This is a genomic window from Streptomyces sp. NPDC037271, assembly GCF_055603605.1.
Genome location: NZ_JBVJVN010000020.1, coordinates 99,955 through 124,276, shown reverse-complemented (window position 1 = coordinate 124,276; position 24,322 = coordinate 99,955). Strand labels below are relative to the sequence as shown.

Below are 24,322 nucleotides of genomic sequence, written 5' to 3'. Positions count from 1 at the left end.
GCTAACCTTGTGTAACGACCGGTCGGACACGCATGCCCCCCACGGCAGCGGGCCCGGCCCACAAGTGGAGGCTTCGAACTCCCACCTGGCCGTCCCACGGACGGCGGGTCACCGGTCAGGCGGTCCCGTCCCAGCGGCGGCGACCGGCCCGAAATCGCGCCCCGCGTCATCGCGGCGGTGCTCCGGTAGTAGTTCGAGGAGCCCCGCCTGTGATCGTCCGGGGCATTTTTGTTGCGCCGGCGCGGTTAGGTCTATCGAACACAGACGTTACGCGGCTGTCCGCCAGACCGTCGCGTGGTGCTACCGAGGAGGATCCATCAGCGCCGAGCCCCGCATCAACGACCGGATTCGCGTTCCCGAGGTGCGACTTGTCGGTCCCAGCGGCGAGCAGGTCGGGATTGTCCCGCTTGCCAAGGCCCTGGAGCTTGCGCAGGAGTACGACCTCGATCTCGTCGAGGTCGCGGCGAACGCCCGTCCGCCCGTGTGCAAGCTCATGGACTACGGGAAGTTCAAGTACGAGTCGGCCATGAAGGCCCGTGAGGCGCGCAAGAACCAGGCGCACACGGTCATCAAGGAGATGAAGCTCCGGCCGAAGATCGACCCGCACGACTATGACACCAAGAAGGGTCACGTCGTCCGGTTCCTCAAGCAGGGCGACAAGGTCAAGATCACGATCATGTTCCGTGGTCGCGAGCAGTCCCGGCCGGAGCTCGGCTACCGACTGCTGCAGCGTCTCGCGGAGGACGTGGCCGACCTCGGGTTCATCGAGTCGAACCCGAAGCAGGACGGCCGAAACATGATCATGGTCCTCGGTCCGCACAAGAAGAAGACCGAGGCGATGGCCGAGGCTCGCCAGGCGCAGGAGGCCCGCAAGGCCGACGCGAAGGCCAACCCCGGCAAGTCGCAGAACGCCGCGGAGGCCGACGACGTGGACGCCGAGGCCCCGGCCGAGGCTCCCGCCGAGGCGTGACTCCGGGGGACACCGTCCCCAGGACGTAACCGATACAAGCGACGCTCCACCGTGCCCGGTTTCACGACCGGGCATCGGAGCGCCACCGACGAGGAGAGAACGGCGCTATGCCGAAGAACAAGTCGCACAGCGGTGCCAGCAAGCGCTTCAAGATCACCGGCTCCGGCAAGGTGCTCCGTGAGCGCGCCGGCAAGCGCCACCTGCTCGAGCACAAGTCGTCCCGCGTGACGCGCCGCCTCACCGGCAACGCCGAGATGGCCCCGGGCGACGCCGCGAAGATCAAGAAGCTTCTCGGCAAGTGACGTACGGGCGCCACTGAGCGCCGTACGGCAGGACCGGGACCCATTCGATACCGGGCCGCGTGAGGACCACCGCGGCCCCGCTACAAGGAGTTAAAAAGTGGCACGCGTCAAGCGGGCAGTCAACGCCCACAAGAAGCGCCGGGCGATCCTCGAGCAGGCCTCCGGCTACCGCGGTCAGCGTTCGCGCCTGTACCGCAAGGCCAAGGAGCAGGTCACCCACTCGCTGGTCTACAACTACAACGACCGCAAGAAGCGCAAGGGTGACTTCCGCCAGCTGTGGATCCAGCGCATCAACGCCGCTGCCCGCGCCAACGGCATCACGTACAACCGCTTCATCCAGGGCCTGAAGGCCGCCAACGTCGAGGTCGACCGCAAGATCCTCGCCGAGCTGGCCGTCAACGACCCGAACGCGTTCGCCGCGCTCGTCGAGGTCGCCCAGAAGGCGCTGCCGAGCGACGTCAACGCGCCGAAGGCCGCGTGACGCCGCGCCGGTTCTGAGCCGACGTGACTGCACGGACCCGCGGGGTTACCTGCGGGTCCGTTTGCGTCCGCGTCTGCCGTCTTCTGTCGTATCGCGGGTGCGGGGTCGTCGTGGCCTGTCGCGCAGTTCCCCGCGCCCCTAGGTCACTCCCCTGAAGGTAAGTCGCATGGTTGCTGCCCCCGAGCTGATCTCCCCCCGGTCCCCCCGTGTCGCCGCCGCCCGGCGGCTGGGCAAGCGGAACTTCCGGGGCAAGGAGCGGCTGTTCCTGGCCGAGGGGCCGCAGGCCGTGCGGGAGGCCGCCGCGTACGGGGAGACGCTGGTCGAACTGTTCGCCACCGTCGAGGCCGCCGAGCGGTACGCCGACATCATCGGCTCGGCCCGGGACGCCGGCGCCCGCGTCCACCTCGCCGCCGAGCAGGTGATCGAGGACATCTCCACCACCGTCACCCCGCAGGGCCTGGTGGGGGTGTGCCGGTTCGTGGACACCCCCTTCGACGAGATCCTCGCCGCCCGGCCGGGACTCGTCGCCGTCCTCGCCCACGTCCGCGACCCCGGCAACGCCGGCACCGTACTGCGCTGCGCCGACGCCGCCGGCGCCGAAGCCGTCGTGCTCACCGACGCCTCCGTCGACCTGTACAACCCCAAGGCCGTACGCGCCTCCGTGGGCTCCCTGTTCCACCTGCCCGTCGCCGTCGGCGTACCCGTCGAGCGGGCCGTCGCCGGCCTGAGGGACGCCGGGGTCCGCGTCCTCGCCGCCGACGGCGCGGGCGAGCACGACCTCGACGCCGAACTGGACGCGGGCACCATGGGCGGACCCACCGCCTGGGTCTTCGGCAACGAGGCCTGGGGGCTCCCGGAGGAGACCCGCGCCCTCGCCGACGCCGTCCTGCGCGTCCCGATCCACGGCAAGGCCGAGAGCCTGAACCTCGCCACCGCCGCCGCCGTATGTCTCTACGCGTCGGCGCGTGCACAGCGCGCCGCCGGAGGGTGCCGCTCCGTCACCGAGAGCTAGTAGGGTGACCAGCTCAAGGCCCCTGCGCGGTTGAGAGGTGGGGTACGGGGATGAGCGTCGGCACGAGCAGCGCACCGGGTGCACGGGAGGCGCCGCGTCCGCCCGCGCCCCGCACACCCGGCGGTCTCGCCGACCTCGGTATGGACCCGGACCACCTGCCCGACGGCCTGGTCGTCGCCGACGAGCACGGCCGGGTCGTCTGCTGCAACGCGGCCGCCGCCCGGATCACCGCCACCCCGGCCGCCGAAGCCCTCGGTCAGCCGCTGGACAAGGCCCTTCCGCTGGAGGACCTCGAGGGCCGGCGCTGGTGGCAGCTGACCGACCCCTACGGCGGGCTCGCCATCCGCGTCGGCCAACCCGAGCGGAACCTGCTCCTCCCCGGCGGGCGTGAAGTGCTCGTCTCCGCCCGTTACGTCCGCACCGAGCGCCTCGGCCCCGTCCACCGCGTCGTCGTCACCCTGCGCGACACCGAGGCCCGCCGCCGCACCGAACGCAGCCACGCCGAGCTGATCGCCACCGTCGCCCACGAACTGCGCTCCCCGCTCACCTCCGTCAAGGGCTTCACGGCCACCCTGCTGGCCAAGTGGGAGCGGTTCACCGACGACCAGAAGCGGCTGATGCTGGAGACCGTCGACGCGGACGCCGACCGGGTCACCCGGCTCATCGCCGAACTGCTGGACATCTCCCGCATCGACTCGGGCCGGCTGGAGGTGCGCCGCCAGCCCGTCGACATCGGCGCCGCCGTCGGCCGCCACATCCAGGCGTACGTCGCCGCCGGCCAGGAGGCCGACCGCTTCCTGCTCCGCATCGCCCAGCCCCTGCCCGACCTGTGGGCCGACCCGGACAAGGTCGACCAGGTGCTGAGCAACCTGCTGGAAAATGCCGTGCGGCACGGTGAGGGAACCGTCACTATTGACGTCACGCCCACGGCGTCGCCCCGCGAAGGGGAGGACACCGGCACGTCGGTCACGGTGAGCGACGAAGGGGCGGGCATCCCGGAGGAATCCATGAACCGCGTCTTCACCCGCTTCTGGCGGGGCAGCAAGCGCGGTGGCACCGGCCTCGGGCTCTACATCGTCAAGGGCATCGTCGAAGCCCACGGCGGCACCATCACGGTCGGCCGCGCCCCGGGTGGCGGCGCCGAGTTCCGATTTACGTTGCCCGTGGCGGCCCCCGCGTACCTCACCTGAGACGGTCCGGGACCCCACGGGCGCGTTCGCCTTCCTCCACCCCGTTAGACTCGGCCTTTGGCACCTTTGTGTCCCGCAGACGGAGACGCCCCGAGCGAAGACGCCCTGAGCGGAGACGCCCGGAGCGAGACGCTTCGTCCACGAGCCGGTTACGGGGACCATCAGCATGGGGGCACCTCCCAGCGATAGCTGGGGGACAATCGGAAGCACGGGAAGAGATGTCGGCACCGAATAAGTCGTACGACCCTGTCGAGGTCGAGGCGTTGAAACCGGAAGAGATCGAGCGCATGCGGGACGAGGCGCTCGCCGCCTTCGCCGCCGCGAGCTCCCTCGACGCGCTCCAGGAGGCCAAGGTCGCCCACACCGGCGGCGCCTCGCCGCTGGCGCTGGCCAACCGCGAGATCGGCGCCCTGCCCCCGCAGGCCAAGGCCGAGGCCGGCAAGCGCGTCGGCATGGCCCGCGGCGCCGTGAACAAGGCGCTGGCCGCCCGCCAGGAGGAGCTGGAGGCCGAGCGGGACGCGCGCGTCCTGGTCGAGGAGGCCGTGGACGTCACGCTGCCCCACGACCGCGTACCGGCCGGCGCCCGCCACCCGCTCACCACGCTCTCCGAGCGCATCGAGGACGTCTTCGTGGCCATGGGCTACGAGGTCGCCGAGGGCCCCGAGGCCGAGGCCGAGTGGTTCAACTTCGACGCCCTGAACATCGGCCCGGACCACCCGGCCCGCGGCGAGGCCGACACCTTCTTCGTCCAGGGCCCGGACGGCGGTACCGAGTCCGGCGTCGTGCTGCGCACCCACACCTCGCCCGTGCAGATCCGCTCCGCGCTCGACCGCGAGCCGCCGGTCTACGTGATCTGCCCCGGCCGTGTGTACCGCACCGACGAGCTGGACGCCACCCACACCCCCGTCTTCCACCAGGTCGAGCTGCTCGCCATCGACGAGGGCCTGACCATGGCGGACCTCAAGGGCACCCTGGACCACATGGTCCAGTCGCTGTTCGGGGCGGAGATGAAGACCCGGCTGCGGCCGAACTTCTTCCCCTTCACCGAGCCGTCCGCCGAGATGGACATGCTCTGCTACGTCTGCAAGGGCGCGTCCGTCGGCAACCCCGACCGGCCCTGCCGCACCTGCTCCAGCGAGGGCTGGATCGAGCTCGGCGGCTGCGGCATGGTCAACCCGCGGGTGCTCACCGCCTGCGGCGTCGACCCGGAGAAGTACAGCGGCTTCGCCTTCGGGTTCGGCATCGAGCGGATGCTGATGTTCCGCCACAACGTCGAGGACATGCGAGACATGGTCGAGGGTGACATGCGCTTCACCCGGCCGTTCGGGATGGAGATCTGATGCGGGTCCCGCTTTCTTGGCTGCGGGAGTACGTCGACCTGCCGGCCACACAGACCGGCCGCGACGTCCAGGCCAAGCTCATTTCGGCCGGACTCGAGGTCGAGACCGTCGAGCACCTCGGTGCCGACCTCAAGGGCCCCCTCGTCGTCGGCCAGGTGCTGACCATCGAGGAGCTGGAGGGCTTCAAGAAGCCGATCCGCTTCTGCACCGTCGACGTCGGCCAGGCCAACGGCACCGGTGAGCCCCAGGAGATCGTCTGCGGCGCCCGCAACTTCGCCGTCGGCGACAAGGTCGTCGTGGTCCTCCCCGGCGCCACCCTGCCGGGCGGCTTCTCGATCTCCGCGCGCAAGACCTACGGCAAGACGTCCCACGGCATGATCTGCTCCGGCGACGAGCTGGGCATGGGCGACGACGGCACGCACGGCATCATCGTGCTGCCGCCGGAGACCGAGGTCGGCAAGGACGCCATCGAGCTGCTGGAACTGGTCGACGAGGTCCTGGACATCGCCGTCACCGCCAACCGCGGCGACTGCCTGTCCATCCGCGGCGTCGCCCGCGAGACCGCCATCGCCTACGGCCTGCCGCTGCGCGACCCGGCCCTGCTCGACGTACCCGGCCCGAACGCCTACGGCTACCCGGTGAAGATCGCCGACCCCACCGGCTGCGACCGCTTCACCGCCCGCACGGTGACCGGCCTCAGCTCCGAGGCCCGCTCCCCGATCTGGCTCCAGCGGCGTCTCCAGAAGGTCGGCATGCGCCCGATCTCGCTCGCCGTCGACGTCACCAACTACGTGATGATGGAGCTCGGCCAGCCGCTGCACGCCTACGACCGCTCCCTGGTCCAGGGCACCATCGGCGTACGCCGGGCCGAGGAGGGCGAGAAGATCGTCACCCTCGACGGCACCGAGCGGAAGCTGCACGCCGAGGACCTCGTCATCACCGACGACCGCGGCCCGATCGGGCTCGCCGGCGTCATGGGCGGCGCCAACACCGAGATCGCCGACCACGGCGATGCCGACAACGCGACGACCGACGTGGTCATCGAGGCCGCCCACTTCAACCAGGTCGCCATCGCGCGCACCGCCCGCCGGCACAAGCTGTCGTCCGAGGCCTCCCGCCGCTTCGAGCGCGGCGTCGACCCGCAGGCCGCGGCCGCCGCAGCCCAGCGGACCGTCGACCTGCTCGTGCTGCTCGCGGGCGGCACCGCCGAGGCCGGCGTCACCGAGATCAGCGCCCCGTCCGCACCGCACACCATCAGCGTCCCGGCCGGTCACCCGGACCGGGTCGCGGGCGTGGAGTACGGCCGCGAGACCGTCGTACGCCGCCTCCAGCAGGTCGGCTGCGACGTGTACGGGCAGGACGAGCTGATCGTCACCGTCCCGTCCTGGCGGCCCGACCTCACCGACCGGAACGACCTGGCCGAAGAGGTCATCCGCCTGGAGGGCTACGAGAACCTGCCCTCCACGCTGCCCCGGCCCCCGGCGGGCCGCGGCCTGACCTCCCGGCAGCGGCTGCACCGCCGGGTCGGCCGGGCACTGGCCGGTGCCGGCTACGTCGAGGCGCCGAACTACCCGTTCGTCAGCGAGCAGGTCTTCGACCAGCTCGGGCTGGACGCCGACGACCCGGCCCGCCGCGTCGTCAAGCTGGTCAACCCGCTCAGTGACGAGGAGCCCGCGCTGCGGACCACGCTGCTGCCGGGGCTGCTCGGCGCGCTGCGCCGCAACGACGGCCGGGGCTCGCACGACCTCGCGCTGTTCGAGACCGGCCTGGTCTTCCACCCGCGCGACGAGCAGCGCGTCGCCGCCAACCTGCCCGTCGACCGGCGCCCCGGCGAGGACGACCTCGCGGCGCTGGACGCGGCGCTGCCCGACCAGCCGCGGCACGTCGCCGTGGTCCTGGCCGGCGCCCGCGAGCAGGCCGGCTGGTGGGGCAAGGGCCGTCCGGCCGACTGGGCCGACGCGGTCGAGGCCGCCCGGACCGTCGCCCGCGAGGCCGGTGCCGGACTGGGCGTCCGCAAGGGCCAGTACGGCCCCTGGCACCCGGGACGCTGCGCCGAACTGTTCCTCACCGTGGACGGTGAGGAGCGGGTCGTCGGTCACGCCGGTGAACTGCACCCGCGCGTCCTGAAGGCGCTGGGCCTGCCCGCGCGCACCTGTGCGATGGAGCTGGACCTCGACGCCGTGGAGCGCGTCGGCGACGACACGCCGCAGGCGCCGGGCATCTCCACGTTCCCGGTCGCCACGCAGGACGTCGCGCTGGTCGTCGACGCGTTCGTGCCGGCGTCGGAGGTCGAGGCCGCGCTGCGCGAGGGCGCCGGCGAACTGCTGGAGTCCATCCGGCTGTTCGACGTCTACGACAACGCGGAGCAGCTCGGCGAGGGGCGCAAGTCCCTGGCGTACGCGCTGCGTTTCCGCGCGGGGGACCGGACGCTGACGGTCGACGAGGCGTCGGCTGCGCGCGATGCGGCGGTCGCCCTCGCGGGCGAGCGGGTCGGAGCGGTGCTGCGTAGTTAGCGGTTCGCCCAGGGGGCGGGGGCTTCTGCCGGTCGGCGGCTGCGGGTAGTCGGTGGCTGGTCGCGCAGTTCCCCGCGCCCCTTGTCGGCGTCAAGGTGACGTCCCTCCAGGGGCGCGACCAGCCGCCACGCACCCGCAGCCGAGAACGCACCCACACCTGAACGGTGTTCAGTCGGACCGCGCAACCGGCGGAGCCGTCCGCCCCGCCACGGAGTGTCGGGCAGGCGGCCGGGCGGACGGCGTGCACACGGGCCGCCGCACTGTACGAGGGGGAGCCGGCGGCCCGGCCGGCCTCTTTCGAGGCAGTTCAGTCAACCGGCCCGGGAACTCTCCGCGACAGCGCGCACACGGTACGGATGCGCGTACTCCGTTCACACCCCGTGTGAAGGCCGACGCACTACGCTGTCGGCACCGAGTCACCGGGGGGCACCCATGCAGCCCAACACCCTGCTCGACGCGATCCTCGACGAGGCCGGGATCTCGCACGCGGGACTGGCCGCGCACGTCAACCAGGCCGGACGGGCGCGCGGGCTCGCGCTGAGGTACGAACACACCGCCGTCGCGCGGTGGTTGAAGGGACAGCGGCCGCGCGGCCAGGTGCCCGACCTGATCTGCGAGGTCCTCGCGTCCCGGCTGCGGCGCCCCGTCACCCTCGACGACATCGGCCTCGGCGTGCCCGGCGAACCGTCCGCCCCGCACACCGGCACGCTGTCCGGCTTCGTGGAGCGCGCGACCGCCCTGTGGCGCTCCGACCAGCAGCAGCGCCCGCACATTCTCGGCGCCCCCGCGCTCACCGGGACACCCGCCGTGATGCCGGTGTGGGAGTGGGAGAACCCGCCCGAGGACGTGGACGTCTCCCGCGGCGGCCGGTACCGGGTCACCGCGGGCGACCTGGAGATGCTGCGCTGCGCCCGCGCCCACTACGAGCAGATGTACCGGAAGGCCGGCGGCATGGCGACCCGCGCCCGCATCGTCGGCTTCCTCAACTCCGAGGCCGCCCCGCTGCTGCGCGGCAGCTACACGGACGCCACCGGTCGCCAGCTGCACCGGGCCACCGGCGGGCTGGTCGCCGTCGCCGGCATCTGCGCGTACGACTCCGACGCGCACGGTCTCGCGCAGCGCTACTTCCACCAGGCCCTGCGGCTCGCGAAGGCCAGCGGGGACCGGGGGCTCGGCGCCTACGTCATCGCGCTGCTGGTCAACCAGGCGCTGTTCATGCGGGAGAACCGGCAGGCCGTGGCCTTCGCCGAGGCCGCCCTGCGTGCCGCCGGCCGGCACATCACCCCGGCGCTCGCCTCCGACCTGTACGCGATGCAGGCCAAGGCGTACGCCCATCTCGGCGACGGCACCAGCGCCCTGTCCTGCATCCGTCGGGCCGAGCAGGCCGCCGAACGCATCCGGCGCGGATACGAACCCGACGAGACCGGCTACGTCCAGCCCGGCCTGGTCAACGTGCAGGTCGCCGAGGCCCTGCTCAGCCTCGGTGAGCTCGCGGCGGCCGGGGAGCACGCCGCGGCGGCCGTCGACAACCCCGCGCACGACCGGGGCCGCGTACACCGGCTCGCCATACTCAGCACGATCGAACTGCGCCGGGGCAACGCCGACAAGGCGGCGGCCACCGCGGTGCAGATGGCCGAACAGGCCCGTGGCATGGAGTCCCGGCGGCTGCGCGACAGACTGCGCGCGGTACGCGAGCACCTGGTGCGCAGCGGCTGCGCGGGCACGTCCGAGGCCGCCGAACTCATCGACGGCGCCCTGCGCGTACCGCTCTGACGTTCCGCTCCTACGCCCCGCCCCCGGGACGCACTGCGCCCACCGCTGCGCCGTGAGCGGCCGTCGTGCGCCTGCTGCCGGGACGCGGCTGCTGCGATATTGCCACCTACTCAAGGAAAGGTGGCAGAACCGTGCAGTGGACGAAACAGAACGAACAAACTGTGTACTCAAATCGCTGGTTCAGCGTCAATCTCGCCGACGTCGGGCTACCGGACGGCCGGCACATCGACCACTTCCTCATACGGATGCGCCCCGTGGCCGTGGCCACGGTCGTCAACGAGGCGAGCGAGGTCCTCCTGCTGTGGCGGCACCGCTTCATCACCGACAGCTGGGGCTGGGAGCTCGCGGCCGGCGTCGTCGAGGACGGCGAGGACGTCGCGGCGGCCGCGGCCAGGGAGCTGGAGGAGGAGACCGGCTGGCGGCCGGGACCACTGCGCCACCTCATGAGCGTGGAACCGTCCAACGGACTCACCGACGCCCGGCACCACATCTACTGGGCCGACGAGGGCACGTACGTCGGACACCCCGTGGACGCCTTCGAGTCGGACCGCCGGGAATGGGTTCCCCTCAAGCTCGTTCCCGACATGGTCGCCCGCGGGGAGGTCCCGGCCGCCAACATGGCGGCCGCGTTGCTCCTCCTGCACCACCTCAGGCTGGGGCAGGACACCCCGCCCGGCCGGGGCGGCGTCTAGCGTCCGAGGGCCTGCCAGACCGCCACCACCAGGGAGCCCACGGCCGTGACGACCGCGAGCGAGGGAAGCGGCCAGCGGGCGTGCTCCAGGGCGGTCAGCCGTGCGTTCAGGTCCTCCAGCTCCTTGGCGGCCTCCTCGGTGCGGTGGGAGAGCAGGGCCAGTCCGCCCTCGACGCGGGCGTAGGCCACGTCCAGCCGGCGTCGTAACTCTGCGAGTTCTCCCTGTGCGACGGAATGCTCGGGATCGGCGGTCACGAACCGCTCCTTTCCGTAGTCGTCTCACATCCCTTGCATGTGCATCGTGAGTCAACCCGCCTGGTGGGCGCATGGGGAGCGTGTGCGGAGGGCATATGCGAGCCCGGAGCGCACACACCGTGTGAATGCCGCGGGCCCGGCACCTGCCAGGTACCGGGCCCGCGACACGTAGCTCAGCGTGATCAGCCGTAGGAGTAGAAGCCCGATCCGCTCTTGCGGCCGAGCCGGCCCGCGTCGACCATGCGCTGGAGCAGCGGGGGAGCGGCGTACAGCGGCTCCTTGTACTCCTCGTACATGGAGTAGGCGACCGAGGCGACCGTGTCCAGGCCGATCAGGTCGGACAGCTTCAGCGGGCCCATCGGGTGGGCGCAGCCCATCTCCATACCGTTGTCGATGTCCTCGCGGCTGGCGATGCCCGACTCGAACATCCGGATCGCGGAGAGCAGGTAGGGGATCAGCAGCGCGTTGACCACGAAGCCGGAACGGTCCTGGGCGCGGATGGAGTGCTTGCCCAGCACCTTCTCGGTGAAGAGCTGCGCCCGGCTGAGCGTGCCCTCGGAGGTGGTGAGCGCCGGGATCAGCTCGACCAGCTGCTGCACCGGGGCCGGGTTGAAGAAGTGGATGCCGATGACGTGGTCGGGCCGCGAGGTGGCGACCGCCAGCTTCACCAGCGGGATCGAGGAGGTGTTGGAGGCCAGGATCGCGTCCGGCCGGGTCACGACCTGGTCGAGCACCTGGAAGATCTCGGTCTTGACCAGCTCGTTCTCGACGACGGCCTCGATCACCAGATCACGGTCGGCGAACTCGCCGAGGTCGGTGGTGAAGCTCAGCCGCGCCTGCGTCGCGTCCCGCTCCTCCTCGGTGATCTTGCCGCGCTCGGCGGCCTTGCCGAGCGAGTTGTACAACCGGGTCCGGCCGATCTCGAGGGCCTCGCCGGTGGTCTCGGCGACCATCACCTCCAGACCGGAGCGGGCGCACACCTCGGCGATGCCCGCTCCCATCTGACCGCAGCCCACCACGCCGACGCGTGCGATATCTCCCGAGATGCCGGTCACATCGTCCCTTTCGCTGACTCCACGACTTGAGGCAGCTCCGCCGGGGTCCCCGGCGTCTGCTCCGATCGTGCACGTTACCCCCGAATGGCCACGGATCCGTCGCCCGGGTCGGGCATGCTGGGAGCCCGTCCACGATCCGTGACCGCGCGGATCCACTGCGTTCAGGAGGTCTCCCCATGGGCCGTGTCTCGCGTCGTGCCTTCGCGGTGGCGGCGTTGTCGGCGTTCAGCATGGCGCCCGGGGCGTCGGCGGCGCCGGTCCCGTCGGCCGCGCAGACCCCGCCGGCGGTGCCGGGTCCCGCCGCGCGGCCGCCCGCCCGCCGTGCCGTCACCGGGATGCGGGGCATGTGGCTGGCCACGGTGGCCAACCGCGACTGGCCCACCCGCGCGGGGCTGCGTGCGGCCGAGCAGCGCGCGGAACTCGTCGAGCACCTCGACACGGCGGTCCGGCACCGTCTCAACACGGTGATCTTCCAGGTGCGGCCGACGGCGGACGCGCTGTGGCCGTCGGCGTACGAGCCCTGGTCCCAGTACCTGTCCGGCAGCCAGGGCCGGGACCCGGGCTGGGACCCGCTGGGCACGGCCGTGAAGGAGGCCCACGCCCGCGGCCTGGAACTGCACGCCTGGTTCAACCCGTACCGCGTCGCCACGCACGACGACCCGGCCCTCCTCGTGCCCACCCACCCCGCGCGCAGGCACCCCGACTGGGTGGTGCCGTACGGCGGCAAGCTCTACTACGACCCGGGGCTTCCCGAGGTCCGGGCCTTCGTCCAGGACGCGATGATGGACGCGGTGGAGAAGTACGCCGTGGACGGCGTCCACTTCGACGACTACTTCTACCCCTATCCGGTAGCGGGCGAGAGCTTCGACGACGGGGCGACCTACCGCGCCCACGGCAGCGGCTTCGCCACCAAGGCCGCCTGGCGACGGCACAACATCGACCTGCTGGTGCGCGAGACGGCGGCCCGCGTCCAGAAGGTCCGGCCGGCCGCCCGCTTCGGCGTCAGCCCGTTCGGGGTGTGGCGCAACGCGGCGACCGACGCGAAGGGCTCGGACACCCGGGCCGGTGTGCAGACGTACGACGACCTGCACGCGGACACCCGCACGTGGGTGCGCGAGGGCTGGATCGACTACATCGTGCCGCAGCTCTACTGGAACATCGGTCTCGCCGCCGCCGACTACGCGAAGCTGCTCCAGTGGTGGGCGGAGGTGGCCAGGGGCAGCCGGACGCAGCTGTACGTGGGGGAGGCGCTGTACAAGGCCGGCGACCCGGCACAGCCCGCCGCCTGGCAGGACCCGGCCGAACTGTCCCGGCACCTCACGCTGGCGCGGCAGTATCCCGAGGTGCGCGGGCACGTCTTCTTCGCCGCGAAGGACGTCGCCGCCGACCGGACCGGCGCGATGGCGCGGGTGAGTGCCGACCACTACGCGCAGCCGGCCGGCACCTCCCGCCAGGACGGGCGCCGGACGTCGGGCGTCGGCTAGAGCTGGATCTCCCGGTGCCGGATCTCGGAGTCGGGGCCGGGCGAGCACACCGCCTCGTGCCCGTCCTCGAACCGGACCCGGTACGGGGGAGCGCCCTTCTCGCCCATCACTTCGACGATCTCCGCCACCTTGTCGTGTTCACCGACCACCCGTCCGTGCTGGATGAGCTGGTCGCCCTTGGTCGCGTGCATCTGTGAGGCCTCCTCACCTGTGTGCCGCCTGGGGCATGCCCTACCCCCGGGCCCGCTGGGTGACCGCGATGCAGACCAGCACCGCCGCGGCCGTCAGCGGAGCGGCCACCGTCAGGTGCTCGCCCAGGAGAAGTACCGACCACACCAGTGTGAGCAGCGGCTGGGCCAGCTGCAACTGGCTGGCCTTCGGGATGCCGATGGCCGCCATGCCCCGGTACCAGACGACCAGGCCGAGGAACTGCGAGCCCACCGCCACCCAGAGCAGCCCGGTCACGCCGTGCGCCGTCAGGTGCACCGGCTCGAACGACAGGGCCACCGCGGCCATCGGCACGGTCAGCGGCAGGCACAGCATCAGCGCCCAGCCGATGACCTGCCAGCCCGGCATCACCCGGGCCAGCCGGCCGCCCTCGGTGTAGCCGGCCGCGCACACCAGCAGCGCCCCGAAGAGATAGGCGTCGGCCGTGGTCAGGGCGCCGCCGCTCTGCTGCACCGTGAAGGCGAGCACGGCCGCCGCACCCGCCAGCGCCGCGATCCAGAAGGTGCGCGAAGGGCGGGTGCCGATGCGCAGCGCCGACAGCAGCGCGGTGGTCAGCGGAAGCAGGCCGACCACGACGGCGGCGTGCGCGGTGGTCGAGGTCTGCAGCGCGAGGGTGGTCAGCAGCGGGAAACCGAGGACGACGCCGCCGCCCACCACCGCGAGCCCGGACCAGTGCCGCCGCTCGGGCAGCGGCACGCGCAGCATCAGCAGACAGCCACCGGCTATCACCGCGGCCAGGACGCTGCGCACGGCGATCAGGGACCAGGGGCCGAAGCCCTCCAGGCCCCAGGCGGTGGCGGGGAAGGTGAGGGAGAAGGCGACCACACCGAGGGCGGCCTGGAGGGTGCCGAACGAGCTTGCGCCCGAGGAGGTGTCCGGACCGCCGACTGCTATCGCCGTCGAGCTGGTAGCGCTACTCTGTGCTCTCATGCAAGAGCGTAGCAGCGTCGGTGATCTGGCGAACCAACTGCGGCGGGAACTCGACCGCTACTCACCCGGTGGAAAGCTCCCGTCCAGCCGGGCCCTCGTCGACCGGTTCCGGGTCAGCCCGGTGACCGTCTCCCGCGCCCTGGCGCAGCTGGCCGCCGAGGGGCTGGTGGTCACCCGGCCCGGCGCCGGTGCCTTCCGCGCCCACCGGCACCGGCCTGCCGTGCCCTCCGGGGACACCTCCTGGCAGGAGGTCGCGCTCAGCGCCGACGGCGCCGCCGACCTCGTACCGCGCTCGGTGGACGCCTCCGGGGTCCTGGTCTCGCTGGCCGCCCCGCCGCCCGGCGTCGTGGAGTTCAACGGCGGCTACCTGCACCCGTCGTTGCAGCCGGAGCGGGCGATGGCGGCGGCCCTGTCCCGGGCCGGGCGGCGGCCCGGCGCGTGGGGCCGGCCGCCGATGGAGGGTCTGCCGGAGCTGCGGGAGTGGTTCGCCCGCGGGATCGGCGGGGCCATCACGGCGGCGGAGGTGCTGATCACCGCGGGCGGCCAGTCCGCGCTGACCACGGCCCTGCGCGCCCTCGCCCCGCCCGGCACCCCCGTACTCGTCGAGTCCCCGACCTACCCCGGCATGCTGGCCATCGCGCGTGCGGCGGGCCTCCGTCCGGTGCCGGTCCCCGTGGACGCGGACGGTGTGCGGCCGGCCCTGCTCGCCGACGCCTTCCGGGCGACCGGTGCCCGGGTCTTCGTCTGCCAGCCGCTGTTCCAGAACCCGACCGGTGCCGTGCTCGCCCCCGAGCGGCGCGGCGAGGTGCTGCGCATCGCCCGCGAGGCCGGTGCCTTCGTCGTCGAGGACGACTTCGTGCGGCGGCTGGTGCACGAGGACGCGGGCCCGCTGCCGGCCCCGCTCGCCGCCGACGACCCGGACGGCGTCGTCGTCCACGTCTGCTCGCTGACCAAGGCGACCTCGCCCAGCTTCAGGGTGAGCGCCCTGGCCGCCCGCGGGCCGGTGCTGGAGCGGCTGCGGGCCATCCAGGTCGTCGACACCTTCTTCGTGCCCCGGCCCCTTCAGGAGGCGGCGCTGGAACTCGTCGGCTCGCCCGCCTGGCCTCGCCATCTGCGGTTCATCTCCGCGGAGCTGAAGGCCCGCCGGGACGCGATGACAGCCGCGCTGCGCCTGCACCTGCCCGAGCTGTCCCTGCCCCACGTCCCCTCCGGCGGCTACCACCTGTGGCCGCGCCTGCCCGAAGGCACGGACGAGGCGGGGCTCGCCTCGGCAGCCCTGCGCGCGGGCGTCGCCATCACCCCCGGCCGCCCGTACTTCAGCGCCGAACCCCCGGCCGCCCACCTCCGGCTGAGCTTCGCCGCGGTCGCGGGCGTCGGGGAGATCGCGGAAGGGGTGCGGCGCCTGCGTACGGCCTGCGCGGAGGCGAGGGGCGACGGGGCGGACGCGCCGCGATAACGGGTCGCAGGGCTCCCCCGAGCCCTGCGGGCATCCCGGCCTGACCGACGCGCCGAGCCTGCCCAGGGGCCCGGGGATGCCTGCCTGGAGTTTGGGGACGCCTGCCCAGGGACACGGGGACGCCTGCCTAGAGTCCCGGGGAGGGCCGGCCGCAGGCGCGGGGACCCGGGCTCTCGCGGAGGTGATCCGTCGTGAGCAGCAGGTCCTTGGCAGGGCCGCCCACGCGCCACACGGTCCGCCAGCGGTCCTCGTCCCGGACGGTGAACTCGCCCCGGTAGAGGTCGGCGGCGCACGGGTGGTCGACCACATGGCGTCCGGAGGTCAGATCCAGGCCGTGGAAGGGGCGGCCGTCCGCGAAGCGCACGTCGGCGGTGCCCGGCGCGGCCCCGGGTTCGTAGCGCAGGGTGCGCTCGGCGGGGCGGGTCACGCCCTGCCAGGTGAAGGCCCCGGACTCCCGGCTCAGCAGCCCGCCGCCGACCAGGGCGTCGAACGCCGTGGTCCCCACGAAGCGGCCCTCCGCGCCGCTCGCCAGGTCCCGCACCGAGCGTTCGGTGCGCCACCGGCCCGCGAGAAACGCCAGCACATCCGGTACCGGCCACAACTCGCCCATTTCCACCCGCTTTCCGCCTCCGGCCCACTGGTTGCTGCGCGACCCATTGACGCGCCTCCACCCCCTCCCTATCTTGCCGTTCGAAGTGCTGACCAACGTCCGATATCTCGAACAACCTAGTGAGAGCCGCGGAGTATCCATGTCACGCACCCGCTGGAGACTCGGTCTCAGCGTCACCGCCCTGCTGACGGCTTCGGCCCTGCTGCCGTCCCCGGCGCACGCGGAGGCCGTCGCCGACTACGCGATCACCGTCGACCCGTCCGCCGAGGGCGCCGCGATCGACGACACGATGTACGGCGTCTTCTACGAGGACATCAACCGGGCCGCCGACGGCGGCCTGTACGCCGAGCTCGTGCAGAACCGGTCCTTCGAGTACTCCACCGCCGACAACGCCTCGTACACGCCGCTCACCTCCTGGACGGCCGACGGCACCGCCGAGGTGGTGAACGACGACGGCCGCCTCAACGAGCGCAACCGCAACTACCTCTCCCTGGGCGCCGGTTCCTCCGTCGCCAACGCCGGCTACAACACCGGCATCCGGGTGGAGAAGGGCAAGAAGTACGACTTCTCGGTGTGGGCCCGCGCCGAGAGCGGCACGACCCTCACCGTCACCCTCCGGGACGCCGCCGGCCCGCTCGCGAAGGTCCGCCAGGTCGCCGCGAAGGGCGAGTGGCGCAAGTACACCGCCACCTTCAAGGCGACCCGCACCAGCAACCGCGGCCGGCTCGCCGTCGCCACCACCGCCCCCGCCGCCCTCGACATGGTGTCGCTGTTCCCGCGCGACACCTACAAGAACCAGTCCAACGGCCTGCGCAAGGACCTCGCCGAGAAGATCGAGGCCCTCGACCCCGGCTTCCTGCGCTTCCCCGGCGGCTGCCTGGTCAACACCGGCTCCATGGAGGACTACAGCGAGGCGAGCGGCTGGGAGCGCGAACGCAGCTACCAGTGGAAGGACACCATCGGCCCGGTCGAGGAGCGCGCCACCAACGCCAACTTCTGGGGCTACAACCAGAGCTACGGCCTCGGCTACTACGAGTACTTCCGCTTCGCCGAGGACATCGGCGCCATGCCGCTGCCCGTCGTCCCCGCCCTGGTCACCGGCTGCGGCCAGAACAAGGCCACCACCGACGACGCCCTGCTGAAGCGGCACATCCAGGACACCCTGGACCTCATCGAGTTCGCCAACGGCCCCCGTACCAGCGAGTGGGGCGCCAAGCGCGCCGAGATGGGCCACCCGAAGCCCTTCCGCCTCACCCACATCGGTGTCGGCAACGAGGAGAACCTCCCCCGGGAGTTCATGGCCCGCTTCAAGGAGTTCCGCGCCGCGATCGAGGCGGAGTACCCGGACATCACCGTGGTCTCCAACTCCGGCCCGGACGACTCCGGCACCACCTTCGACACCGCCTGGCAGCTGAACCGCGAGGCCGGCGTCGAGATGGTCGACGAGCACTACTACAACAGCCCGCAGTGGTTCCTGCAGAACAACGACCGCTACGACTCGTACGACAGGAACGGCCCGAAGGTCTTCCTCGGCGAGTACGCCTCCCAGGGCAACGCCTGGAAGAACGCCCTGTCCGAGGCGGCCTTCATGACCGGCCTGGAGCGCAACGCGGACATCGTCAAGCTCGCCTCCTACGCCCCGCTGCTCGCCAACGAGGACTACGTGCAGTGGAGCCCGGACATGATCTGGTTCAACAACCACGCGTCCTGGAACTCGGCCAACTACGAGGTCCAGAAGCTCTTCATGAACAACACCGGCGACCGCGTCGTCCCCTCGAAGGCGACCGGCACGCCGGCCGTCAGCGGTCCCATCACCGGCGCCGTCGGCCTGTCGACCTGGGCGACCAGCGCGGCGTACGACGACGTGAAGGTGACCTCGGCCGACGGGAAGACCCTCCTGGCCGACGACTTCTCCGGTGACGCCTCCCGGTGGACCCACTCGGGCACCGGCAGCTGGACCGTCCAGGACGGCCAGTACGTCCAGACCGACGCCGCCGCCGAGAACACCCTGGTCACGGCGGGCGACCCCGCCTGGAAGGACTACGACCTGCATGTGAAGGCCACGAAGAAGTCCGGCAAGGAGGGCTTCCTCGTCGCCTTCGGCGTCAAGGACACCGGCAACTACTACTGGTGGAACCTGGGCGGCTGGAACAACACCCAGTCCGCTGTCGAACAGGCCTCGGACGGCGGCAAGTCGACCCTGCTGTCGAAGGCCGGCTCGATCGAGACGGGCCGCGCCTACGACATCGACATCAAGGTGCGGGGCCGCCAGGTGACCCTCTACCTCGACGGGAAGGAGTGGGGCAGCTTCACCGACGACAAGCCGGCCGAGCCGTTCCGCCAGATCGTCACGGAGGACGAGCGCACCGGCGAGCTGATCGTCAAGGTGGTCAACGCCCAGGACACGGCGGCCCGCACGGCCGTCGACCTCGGTGGCGCCAAGGTCGCCTCCAAGGCCCGCGTCACCACGCTGGCCGCCGAACCGGACGCGGTCAACACCGAGACGGACGCGCCGGTCACCCCGGTCACGTCGACCTTCTCGGGAGTGGCGGGGAAGTTCACGTACACCTTCCCGGCGAACTCCGTCACCTTCCTCAGGATCAAGCAGAGGTAAGCGCCCGCGCTCAACGAAGGCCGGCGGCGCGGGCCTTGTCGTCCCGCGCCTCCGGCCGGGGCCCGCGTCCGCGGGCGTCACCGACCGGCGCTCCCGCGGCGCGGGTTCCGGGCGCGCGGAAGACGCGTAGACCGCGGCGAAGCCCCGGGAGGCGATCGGGTGGCCCGGCCCGGGGCTGGTGCCGGCGAGCGAGCCGATGACCCGCGGCGCCGCGCCGCGTCGCCGTCCACGCTCCGCGTACCTCCGGGCCTCGGTCCGGAGGTACCGCGCCGCCCGCGCCGCCCGTGCCGCCCGTGCCGCCCGTGCCGCCCGTGCCGCCCGCGCCGCCCATGCCGCGCCGCCCGCGCCGCCCATGCCGCGCCGCCCACGTCGCCCGCGCCGCCCGCGCCGCGCCGCAGCGCCCGCGTCCGCGCGGCCGGTTCGGCCCGGTGCTCACGGAGCGACGCCGGCCGGCCGACGACCGTCGCGCCGTTCCCGCCCGCAGGCGCGCGAAGTCCCGCAGGCGGGCGGTCGGCAGGCCCGCCCCGCGCAGCCGCAGCGGGAACTCCGGCCGGGCCGGGCCGGCCTGTTCGATCAGGACGGCCGGTTCGCGGTGGCGCGGGGTGCCGTGCGTCAGGCCGGTGCGCTCGGCGGCCTGAACGTCGGTCAGAGGCTTTGCCCCGACCGGGGATTGGCCGTCCGCCGTCACGGAAGGACCGTATGACCTGCGGCGCGCGCTCCAGGTCGAGCTCCGGGGCCGGACAGCCCACGGCGGGGCCCCGCGAGCCGCTCCCGGATCCGCGGTCACCGTCCCGAAACCTGACGGCAATTCAATTAACCCCTGGATCATTTACGGGACGGTTCGAGTTTCCCTGACGGAAACAGGGTGCCGGAGAATACTGCTGCGCATTCGAATTCGCGGCACCCCTACCGGGCGACGACGCAACCGTCGGGAAGTCTGCCGTCCGGGTCGGCGAATCAGCAACGCGTGGGGAGTGACCTCCCCTCTCCCCCCCACGAGACGCCGTCCCGTCCCGAACTTCCTGGGAGCCTGCCGAAAATGGAACGTTCAAGCCTGCCGAGGGCCGTTCTGGGAGTCGTGCGACGAAGATCGGACGAGGGCGGCGGCGCCCGGGACGACGGCCCGCCCGCCATACCCTGGTGGCGGCGGCCGGGACAGTCCGCCGCCCTGCTGGCCGCGCTGCTCACCGCCACCGCCTTCTGCGCCGCCGACGTCATCGCCGGCAGCTACCCCTTAGGTCCCCGCACCCGCGCCGTCAACGACCTGGGCAACCAGTACGTGCCCTTCCACGCCCACCTGTGGGACCTGCTGCACGGACGCGCCGACGGCGGTCTGCTGGTCAACTGGCAGTCGGGGTACGGATCCAGCTTCCTGCCCGACCTCGGCACGTACCTCAGCAGCCCCTTCGCCCTGCTGGTCGCGTTCTTCCCGCGGGACGAGATCGACCTCGCGGTCTACGCCGTCACCGTACTGAAGACCATGGCCGCCGGCGCCGCCATGGCGTGGCTGCTGCTCCGCCTGCGCCCGGGCCGCTGGTGGGCGGCGGGGCTGCTGGGCGCCGCCTACGCCCTGTGCGGGTGGTCCCTGGCGGACGCCTCCTACAACCCGATGTGGCTGGACGGCCTCGTCGCGCTGCCCCTGCTCTGTCTGGTCGGCGAGTGGGCGCTGACCGGGCGGCGTCCGCTGCTCGGCGTGGTGATCGTGACGCTCGCCTGGATCGCCAACTTCTACACCGCCTACATGGCCACCCTCGGCGCCGGACTGGTGCTGCTGCTGCGGCTGTGGCTCAGCGGGCTGCCGCGCGGGCGCGCACTGGCTGTCGCGGGCCGGGCCGCCACCACCGTCGCCCTGGGCGTGGGCCTGGCCGCGCCACTGGTGACGGTGATCTACTTCGGCACCAAGCACGCCTACCCGGGCCGGGTCACGCAGTTCTCGCCGGTGCCCACCGAGGACGTCCTGGCCCGCATGCTGCCCACGACGTACGGCTTCGGCAGCCCGGCTCTCTTCGTGGGCACCACGGCGCTGCTGCTCGCCCTCGCGCTGCCCTTCCACCGGGCGGCCCCGATGCGGGTGCGCGCCGGGTGGCCCCTGCTGGTGGCCGTCGTGCTGCTGTCCCTGCAGTGGACGCCGACCCATCTGGCCTGGCACGCCTTCGCCACCCCGAACGGCAGCCCCTACCGCCAGGGCTTCGTGCTCTGCGCGCTGCTGGTGATCGCGGCCTGGCACGCCCTCTCGTACGGCACCCCGGGGCCGCGCGCGCTGGGCGCGGCGGGCGCGCTGCTCGCCCTGATCGCCGCCGTCGCGAGCGGCAGCGGCCTGGTGCGTTCGTTCCTCTGGCCGGTGCTGCTCGTGGCCGCGGCGGGCGCCCTGGGCGGACTGCTGCTGCTCGGCCGCGCGGAGCGGACCGCGGACGCGGGCGGGGACGCCGGTGAGGATGCCGCACCTCGCGGCGCCCGTGCGGCCGGCAGCGGCGCCCCCGGCGCGGGTGCCGGCGAGCCGCCGGCCGCCGACGGCGGAAAACCGGCCCCCGGGGACCTCCAGCCGACCACCGGCGGCGCACGGCCGCCCACCGCCGCCACGCGCCCGTCCACCGGCGCGCGGTGGTCCGGCTCCGGCGGTGTGCGGCCGGACGGCCGGACGCGGCGGCCCGTCCTCGTCGGTCTGGCCGTGGTGCTGCTCGTCGGGGCCCAGTTGGGGGAGTCCGCCGCCACCTCCGCCGTGGCGACCCGGCTGCGGCTGGACCACCTGGACGACTACGCGCCCTGGGGAACGCGGCAGCAGCGGCAGGCGGACGCGATCGCGGGGGCCGAGGACTGGCCCCGCCACCGCACCGACCCGGGCCGGGAGCAGACCGTGGGCAACGACCCGATGGTGGTGGGCGGCCAGGGGGCCCAGTACTACAGCAGCCTCACCGCCGACGTCTTCAGCCGCATGCTCACCGCCCTGGGCGGCGGCTGGACCTCCCGCGGCCGGAACGTCCAGAGCCTGGACAACGCCGTCACGGACGTGATCTTCTCCGTGGGCGCCCGCGTGCACTCCCCGCCGGACCAGCACCAGCGCTGGAACCCGCGCGACCGCAGCCCGCTGACCGTGTCCCGCCAGGACGTGCCCGCGCTGGTGACCGTACGGCCGTCCGGCGCCGCGACACCCGCGCGCGCGGGTGTCGCCGCCCTCGGGCCGTCGCCGTACCGCAACCAGGAGACGGTGCTCGGCGCCCGCGTGTACACCGTGCCCCGCCTCACCGTGCGCACGCCCGCCGGGAAGCAGCCGGACCGCAGCGACGACGCGGCGCGTCCCGGTCTGCGCATCGACGCCACCCGCCGCACCGCCGGGACGGGCCCCGCACCGAAGCCGTCGATCACCGCCTGGTGCCCGGCCGGCAGCGAGGTCTACCTGTGGGCGCCGCACTTCTCCGGCACCGCCCGGCTCACCGCCGCCCCCGCGGGCGGGACGGGAACGGGTACCGCATACGGTCCGACCGGGCGGTTCACGTCCGACGCGGCCAAGATCGCCGCCATGCAGCGGCTCGGCCGGGTCCCGGCCGACGGGCGGCTGCGGATCGAGCTGGCCCCCACCAGGGCCGGCACCGTCCCGGACGGCGCGGTCGGCTGCCTGGACACCGCCCGTCTGCACACCGCCGTCGAGCACCTCAAGACCACCGGCGCGAGCGAGGTGACCGTCTCCGACGGCACGCTGCACGCCCGGCTCCCGGCCGGCAGCACCGGCACCGCCGTCGTCGCCGCGCCCCGGATCGCCGGCTGGCGGTGTGCCGCGGGCAACGCCTCCGCCGTCCCCGCCGAGCAGTACTACGGCCTGATCGCCGTGCCCCTGGACGGTTCGTCGACCAGCCTCACCTGCTCCTTCCATCCACCGGGCCTGCGCCTGGGCACCGCCGTCGGCGGTGCCTCGCTCCTGACCCTGACCCTGCTGGGCGCCCTCGGCGTCGTGCGCCGCCGACGGCGGACCGCCGAACGCCCCGCCCCGCACCCCACACCCACACGCCCGCGTGAGCGCACGACCAGCGCTCTCTGACCGCGCCCCCCGGGGGAGAACCCATGCTCATATCGATCGTCGCGCCCTGCTACAACGAGGAAGACGTCATCGAACGCTTCCACGAGGCCGTCCAGAAGGTCGCCGAAGACCTCCTGCCGCTCGGCCACGACATGGAGTTCGTGTACGTCGACGACGGCAGCCGCGACCGCACGCTGACGCTGCTCCAGAAACTGGCCGCCGCCGACGCGCGCGTGCGCTACGTTTCCTTCAGTCGCAACTTCGGCAAGGAGGCAGCCCTGCTCGCCGGCCTGCGCCACGCCACGGGCGAATCCGTGATCGTCATGGACGCCGATCTCCAGCACCCGCCGGAGCTGATCCGGCGCATGGTCGAGCTGAGCGGCGAGGGCTACGACCAGGTGCTGGCGCGGCGCAGCAGGAGCGGCGACCGGTTCACCCGCACTCTCACCGCCCGCCTGTACTACCGGCTCGTCAACCGGCTCGTCGACGTGGAACTCAAGGACGGCGTGGGCGACTTCCGGCTGCTGTCGCGCCGCGTGGTCGACGCGGTCCTGGCGTTGACCGAGTACAACCGCTTCTCCAAGGGCCTGTTCGCGTGGGTGGGCTTCCCCACCACCACCTTCGAGTACGAGAACGCCGTGCGCGAGCACGGCAGTAGCTCCTGGACCCTGAAGTCCCTGCTCAACTACGGCCTCGACGGGCTGCTCTCGTTCAACAACAGGCCGCTGCGCGCCGCCCTCCACCTGGGCATGTGGCTGCTGCTGTGTGCCGGGGCGTACACGGCGTGGATCGTGGGCGCCGCCCTCGTCAACGGCGTGCAGACCCCCGGTTATGTCACGATCATCACGGCCGTCACCGCCCTCGCCGGCGTGCAGATGGTCATGATCGGCGTCATCGGTGAGTACACGGGCCGGATCTACTACGAGGTGAAGGGACGCCCGCACTTCCTGGTGAAGGAGAGCAACGTCGAGCGAACGAAAGATCTCATTACCTGATGCGTAACCCGATGACGAGGCAGATCGTCACCTTCGCCGTGGTCGGCGTTCTCAACACGGCGACGTACTACGTTCTTTACCTGTTGTTCCTCACGCGTATGCCGTATCTCCTCGCGCATGTGCTCGCCTTCTTCCTCAGCATGATCGGCTCCTTCTTCCTGAATGCGCGTTTCACCTACCGGACCCGGCCGACCTGGCGGAAATTCCTCCTGTTCCCGCTGACGAACGCCGCCAATTTCCTGATCACCACGGCGGGCGTGTACCTGATCGTCGACGTGCTGCACGCGGGGAGCCGGTTCGCCCCGCTGCTCGCGTCCGCGGCGGCGATCCCGGTGACCTTCGTCATCTCCCGCTGGATCATGCTGCCGAAGGCGGACCCGGCCAGGATTGCATAAACGTGCGGCCATACGT

The 24,322-nt window shown here is 72.3% G+C and carries 20 protein-coding genes; 15 read left to right on the top strand and 5 right to left on the bottom strand.

All coding sequences use genetic code 11. The features are described 5' to 3' along the window. Window positions 1–316 precede the first annotated feature (316 nt). The 9 genes from infC (at window position 317) to ACZ7G3_RS27330 (ending at window position 10,273) form a co-directional block, all read left to right on the top strand. A complete protein-coding gene (gene infC / locus ACZ7G3_RS27370; protein WP_426601264.1) occupies window positions 317–970 on the top strand; it encodes a translation initiation factor IF-3 in 654 nt (217 codons plus the stop codon). Window positions 971–1,077: 107 nt separating this feature from the next. After that, window positions 1,078–1,272, top strand: coding sequence for a 50S ribosomal protein L35 (gene rpmI / locus ACZ7G3_RS27365; RefSeq protein ID WP_003977225.1), 195 nt, complete (start codon window positions 1,078–1,080; stop codon window positions 1,270–1,272). A gap of 97 nt (window positions 1,273–1,369) precedes the next feature. Continuing rightward, the gene (rplT, locus tag ACZ7G3_RS27360) at window positions 1,370–1,753 is read left to right on the top strand and encodes a 50S ribosomal protein L20 (RefSeq protein ID WP_003977226.1); all 384 of its coding nucleotides are present in this window, start codon (window positions 1,370–1,372) and stop codon (window positions 1,751–1,753) included. Between the two features lie 166 nt (window positions 1,754–1,919). Then, the gene (locus tag ACZ7G3_RS27355; RefSeq protein WP_426601260.1) at window positions 1,920–2,765 is read left to right on the top strand and encodes a TrmH family RNA methyltransferase; all 846 of its coding nucleotides are present in this window, start codon (window positions 1,920–1,922) and stop codon (window positions 2,763–2,765) included. A gap of 50 nt (window positions 2,766–2,815) precedes the next feature. Beyond that, a complete protein-coding gene (locus tag ACZ7G3_RS27350) occupies window positions 2,816–3,955 on the top strand; it encodes a sensor histidine kinase (RefSeq protein WP_426601259.1) in 1,140 nt (379 codons plus the stop codon). Window positions 3,956–4,173: 218 nt separating this feature from the next. After that, entirely contained in the window at window positions 4,174–5,295 is a 1,122-nt protein-coding gene (gene pheS, locus ACZ7G3_RS27345; RefSeq protein WP_470928625.1) for a phenylalanine--tRNA ligase subunit alpha, read from the top strand. Continuing rightward, on the top strand, window positions 5,295–7,808 hold the full coding sequence (pheT, locus tag ACZ7G3_RS27340) for a phenylalanine--tRNA ligase subunit beta (protein WP_470928624.1): 2,514 nt from the start codon (window positions 5,295–5,297) through the stop codon (window positions 7,806–7,808). Before pheS ends, pheT begins: the two co-directional genes overlap by 1 nt. A gap of 432 nt (window positions 7,809–8,240) precedes the next feature. Next, window positions 8,241–9,581: a transcriptional regulator gene (locus ACZ7G3_RS27335; RefSeq protein WP_470928623.1), complete on the top strand. Its 1,341-nt coding sequence runs from the start codon at window positions 8,241–8,243 to the stop codon at window positions 9,579–9,581. Window positions 9,582–9,712: 131 nt separating this feature from the next. Continuing rightward, window positions 9,713–10,273, top strand: a complete 561-nt coding sequence (locus ACZ7G3_RS27330; RefSeq protein ID WP_470928622.1) for an NUDIX domain-containing protein — start codon at window positions 9,713–9,715, stop codon at window positions 10,271–10,273. Here the strand turns inward: ACZ7G3_RS27330 and ACZ7G3_RS27325 are convergent. Both ACZ7G3_RS27325 and ACZ7G3_RS27320 read right to left on the bottom strand, forming a co-directional pair. Beyond that, window positions 10,270–10,527: a hypothetical protein gene (locus ACZ7G3_RS27325; protein ID WP_426518690.1), complete on the bottom strand. Its 258-nt coding sequence runs from the start codon at window positions 10,525–10,527 to the stop codon at window positions 10,270–10,272. The genes ACZ7G3_RS27330 and ACZ7G3_RS27325 overlap by 4 nt on opposite strands. Before the next feature lie 182 nt (window positions 10,528–10,709). Further along, window positions 10,710–11,582: a 3-hydroxybutyryl-CoA dehydrogenase gene (locus ACZ7G3_RS27320; protein ID WP_470928621.1), complete on the bottom strand. Its 873-nt coding sequence runs from the start codon at window positions 11,580–11,582 to the stop codon at window positions 10,710–10,712. Between the two features lie 176 nt (window positions 11,583–11,758). Here ACZ7G3_RS27320 and ACZ7G3_RS27315 point away from each other — a divergent pair, with 176 nt between their 5' ends. Further along, on the top strand, window positions 11,759–13,066 hold the full coding sequence (locus ACZ7G3_RS27315; protein WP_470928620.1) for a glycoside hydrolase family 10-like protein: 1,308 nt from the start codon (window positions 11,759–11,761) through the stop codon (window positions 13,064–13,066). On the opposite strand, the gene ACZ7G3_RS27310 is transcribed toward ACZ7G3_RS27315, so the two are convergent. Continuing rightward, window positions 13,063–13,257, bottom strand: a complete 195-nt coding sequence (locus tag ACZ7G3_RS27310) for a DUF1918 domain-containing protein (RefSeq protein ID WP_426518696.1) — start codon at window positions 13,255–13,257, stop codon at window positions 13,063–13,065. The two genes, ACZ7G3_RS27315 and ACZ7G3_RS27310, sit on opposite strands and share 4 nt — an antisense overlap. Window positions 13,258–13,297: 40 nt before the next feature. Further along, window positions 13,298–14,224, bottom strand: a complete 927-nt coding sequence (locus tag ACZ7G3_RS27305) for a DMT family transporter (protein WP_426601252.1) — start codon at window positions 14,222–14,224, stop codon at window positions 13,298–13,300. On the opposite strand from ACZ7G3_RS27305, the gene ACZ7G3_RS27300 reads away from it, so the two are divergent. After that, the gene (locus ACZ7G3_RS27300; RefSeq protein ID WP_426601251.1) at window positions 14,223–15,680 is read left to right on the top strand and encodes an aminotransferase-like domain-containing protein; all 1,458 of its coding nucleotides are present in this window, start codon (window positions 14,223–14,225) and stop codon (window positions 15,678–15,680) included. The genes ACZ7G3_RS27305 and ACZ7G3_RS27300 overlap by 2 nt on opposite strands. Window positions 15,681–15,807: 127 nt before the next feature. Here ACZ7G3_RS27300 and ACZ7G3_RS27295 read toward each other — a convergent pair whose 3' ends face one another. Next, complete coding sequence (locus tag ACZ7G3_RS27295; RefSeq protein ID WP_470928619.1) at window positions 15,808–16,290, bottom strand: DUF6314 family protein; 483 nt, start codon at window positions 16,288–16,290, stop codon at window positions 15,808–15,810. A gap of 139 nt (window positions 16,291–16,429) precedes the next feature. Here ACZ7G3_RS27295 and ACZ7G3_RS27290 point away from each other — a divergent pair, with 139 nt between their 5' ends. From ACZ7G3_RS27290 to ACZ7G3_RS27275, 4 genes are all read left to right on the top strand, one after another. Further along, the gene (locus ACZ7G3_RS27290) at window positions 16,430–18,904 is read left to right on the top strand and encodes an alpha-L-arabinofuranosidase C-terminal domain-containing protein (RefSeq protein WP_470928618.1); all 2,475 of its coding nucleotides are present in this window, start codon (window positions 16,430–16,432) and stop codon (window positions 18,902–18,904) included. 1,039 nt (window positions 18,905–19,943) lie between these two features. Then, window positions 19,944–22,937 carry a YfhO family protein gene (locus ACZ7G3_RS27285; RefSeq protein ID WP_470928617.1) on the top strand — a complete coding sequence of 998 codons (2,994 nt, stop codon included), beginning with the start codon at window positions 19,944–19,946 and terminating at the stop codon, window positions 22,935–22,937. A 23-nt stretch (window positions 22,938–22,960) separates the two neighbouring features. Continuing rightward, a complete protein-coding gene (locus ACZ7G3_RS27280; protein WP_426600853.1) occupies window positions 22,961–23,911 on the top strand; it encodes a glycosyltransferase family 2 protein in 951 nt (316 codons plus the stop codon). Beyond that, on the top strand, window positions 23,911–24,306 hold the full coding sequence (locus ACZ7G3_RS27275; protein ID WP_426518712.1) for a GtrA family protein: 396 nt from the start codon (window positions 23,911–23,913) through the stop codon (window positions 24,304–24,306). Before ACZ7G3_RS27280 ends, ACZ7G3_RS27275 begins: the two co-directional genes overlap by 1 nt. The last annotated feature ends 16 nt before the right edge of the window (window positions 24,307–24,322 follow it).

What these genes read in the sequence shown, in the direction of transcription:
- ACZ7G3_RS27300 (WP_426601251.1), top strand. Translation starts at nt 14,223, where the DNA reads ATGCAAGAGCGTAGCAGCGTCGGTGATCTGGCGAACCAACTGCGGCGG.
- ACZ7G3_RS27355 (WP_426601260.1), top strand. Translation starts at nt 1,920, where the DNA reads ATGGTTGCTGCCCCCGAGCTGATCTCCCCCCGGTCCCCCCGTGTCGCC.
- ACZ7G3_RS27280 (WP_426600853.1), top strand. Translation starts at nt 22,961, where the DNA reads ATGCTCATATCGATCGTCGCGCCCTGCTACAACGAGGAAGACGTCATC.
- ACZ7G3_RS27350 (WP_426601259.1), top strand. Translation starts at nt 2,816, where the DNA reads ATGAGCGTCGGCACGAGCAGCGCACCGGGTGCACGGGAGGCGCCGCGT.
- ACZ7G3_RS27315 (WP_470928620.1), top strand. Translation starts at nt 11,759, where the DNA reads ATGGGCCGTGTCTCGCGTCGTGCCTTCGCGGTGGCGGCGTTGTCGGCG.
- ACZ7G3_RS27295 (WP_470928619.1), bottom strand. Translation starts at nt 16,290, where the DNA reads ATGGGCGAGTTGTGGCCGGTACCGGATGTGCTGGCGTTTCTCGCGGGC.
- rpmI (WP_003977225.1), top strand. Translation starts at nt 1,078, where the DNA reads ATGCCGAAGAACAAGTCGCACAGCGGTGCCAGCAAGCGCTTCAAGATC.
- ACZ7G3_RS27290 (WP_470928618.1), top strand. Translation starts at nt 16,430, where the DNA reads ATGTCACGCACCCGCTGGAGACTCGGTCTCAGCGTCACCGCCCTGCTG.
- ACZ7G3_RS27335 (WP_470928623.1), top strand. Translation starts at nt 8,241, where the DNA reads ATGCAGCCCAACACCCTGCTCGACGCGATCCTCGACGAGGCCGGGATC.
- pheT (WP_470928624.1), top strand. Translation starts at nt 5,295, where the DNA reads ATGCGGGTCCCGCTTTCTTGGCTGCGGGAGTACGTCGACCTGCCGGCC.
- ACZ7G3_RS27310 (WP_426518696.1), bottom strand. Translation starts at nt 13,257, where the DNA reads ATGCACGCGACCAAGGGCGACCAGCTCATCCAGCACGGACGGGTGGTC.
- ACZ7G3_RS27275 (WP_426518712.1), top strand. Translation starts at nt 23,911, where the DNA reads ATGCGTAACCCGATGACGAGGCAGATCGTCACCTTCGCCGTGGTCGGC.
- pheS (WP_470928625.1), top strand. Translation starts at nt 4,174, where the DNA reads ATGTCGGCACCGAATAAGTCGTACGACCCTGTCGAGGTCGAGGCGTTG.
- ACZ7G3_RS27305 (WP_426601252.1), bottom strand. Translation starts at nt 14,224, where the DNA reads ATGAGAGCACAGAGTAGCGCTACCAGCTCGACGGCGATAGCAGTCGGC.
- ACZ7G3_RS27285 (WP_470928617.1), top strand. Translation starts at nt 19,944, where the DNA reads ATGGAACGTTCAAGCCTGCCGAGGGCCGTTCTGGGAGTCGTGCGACGA.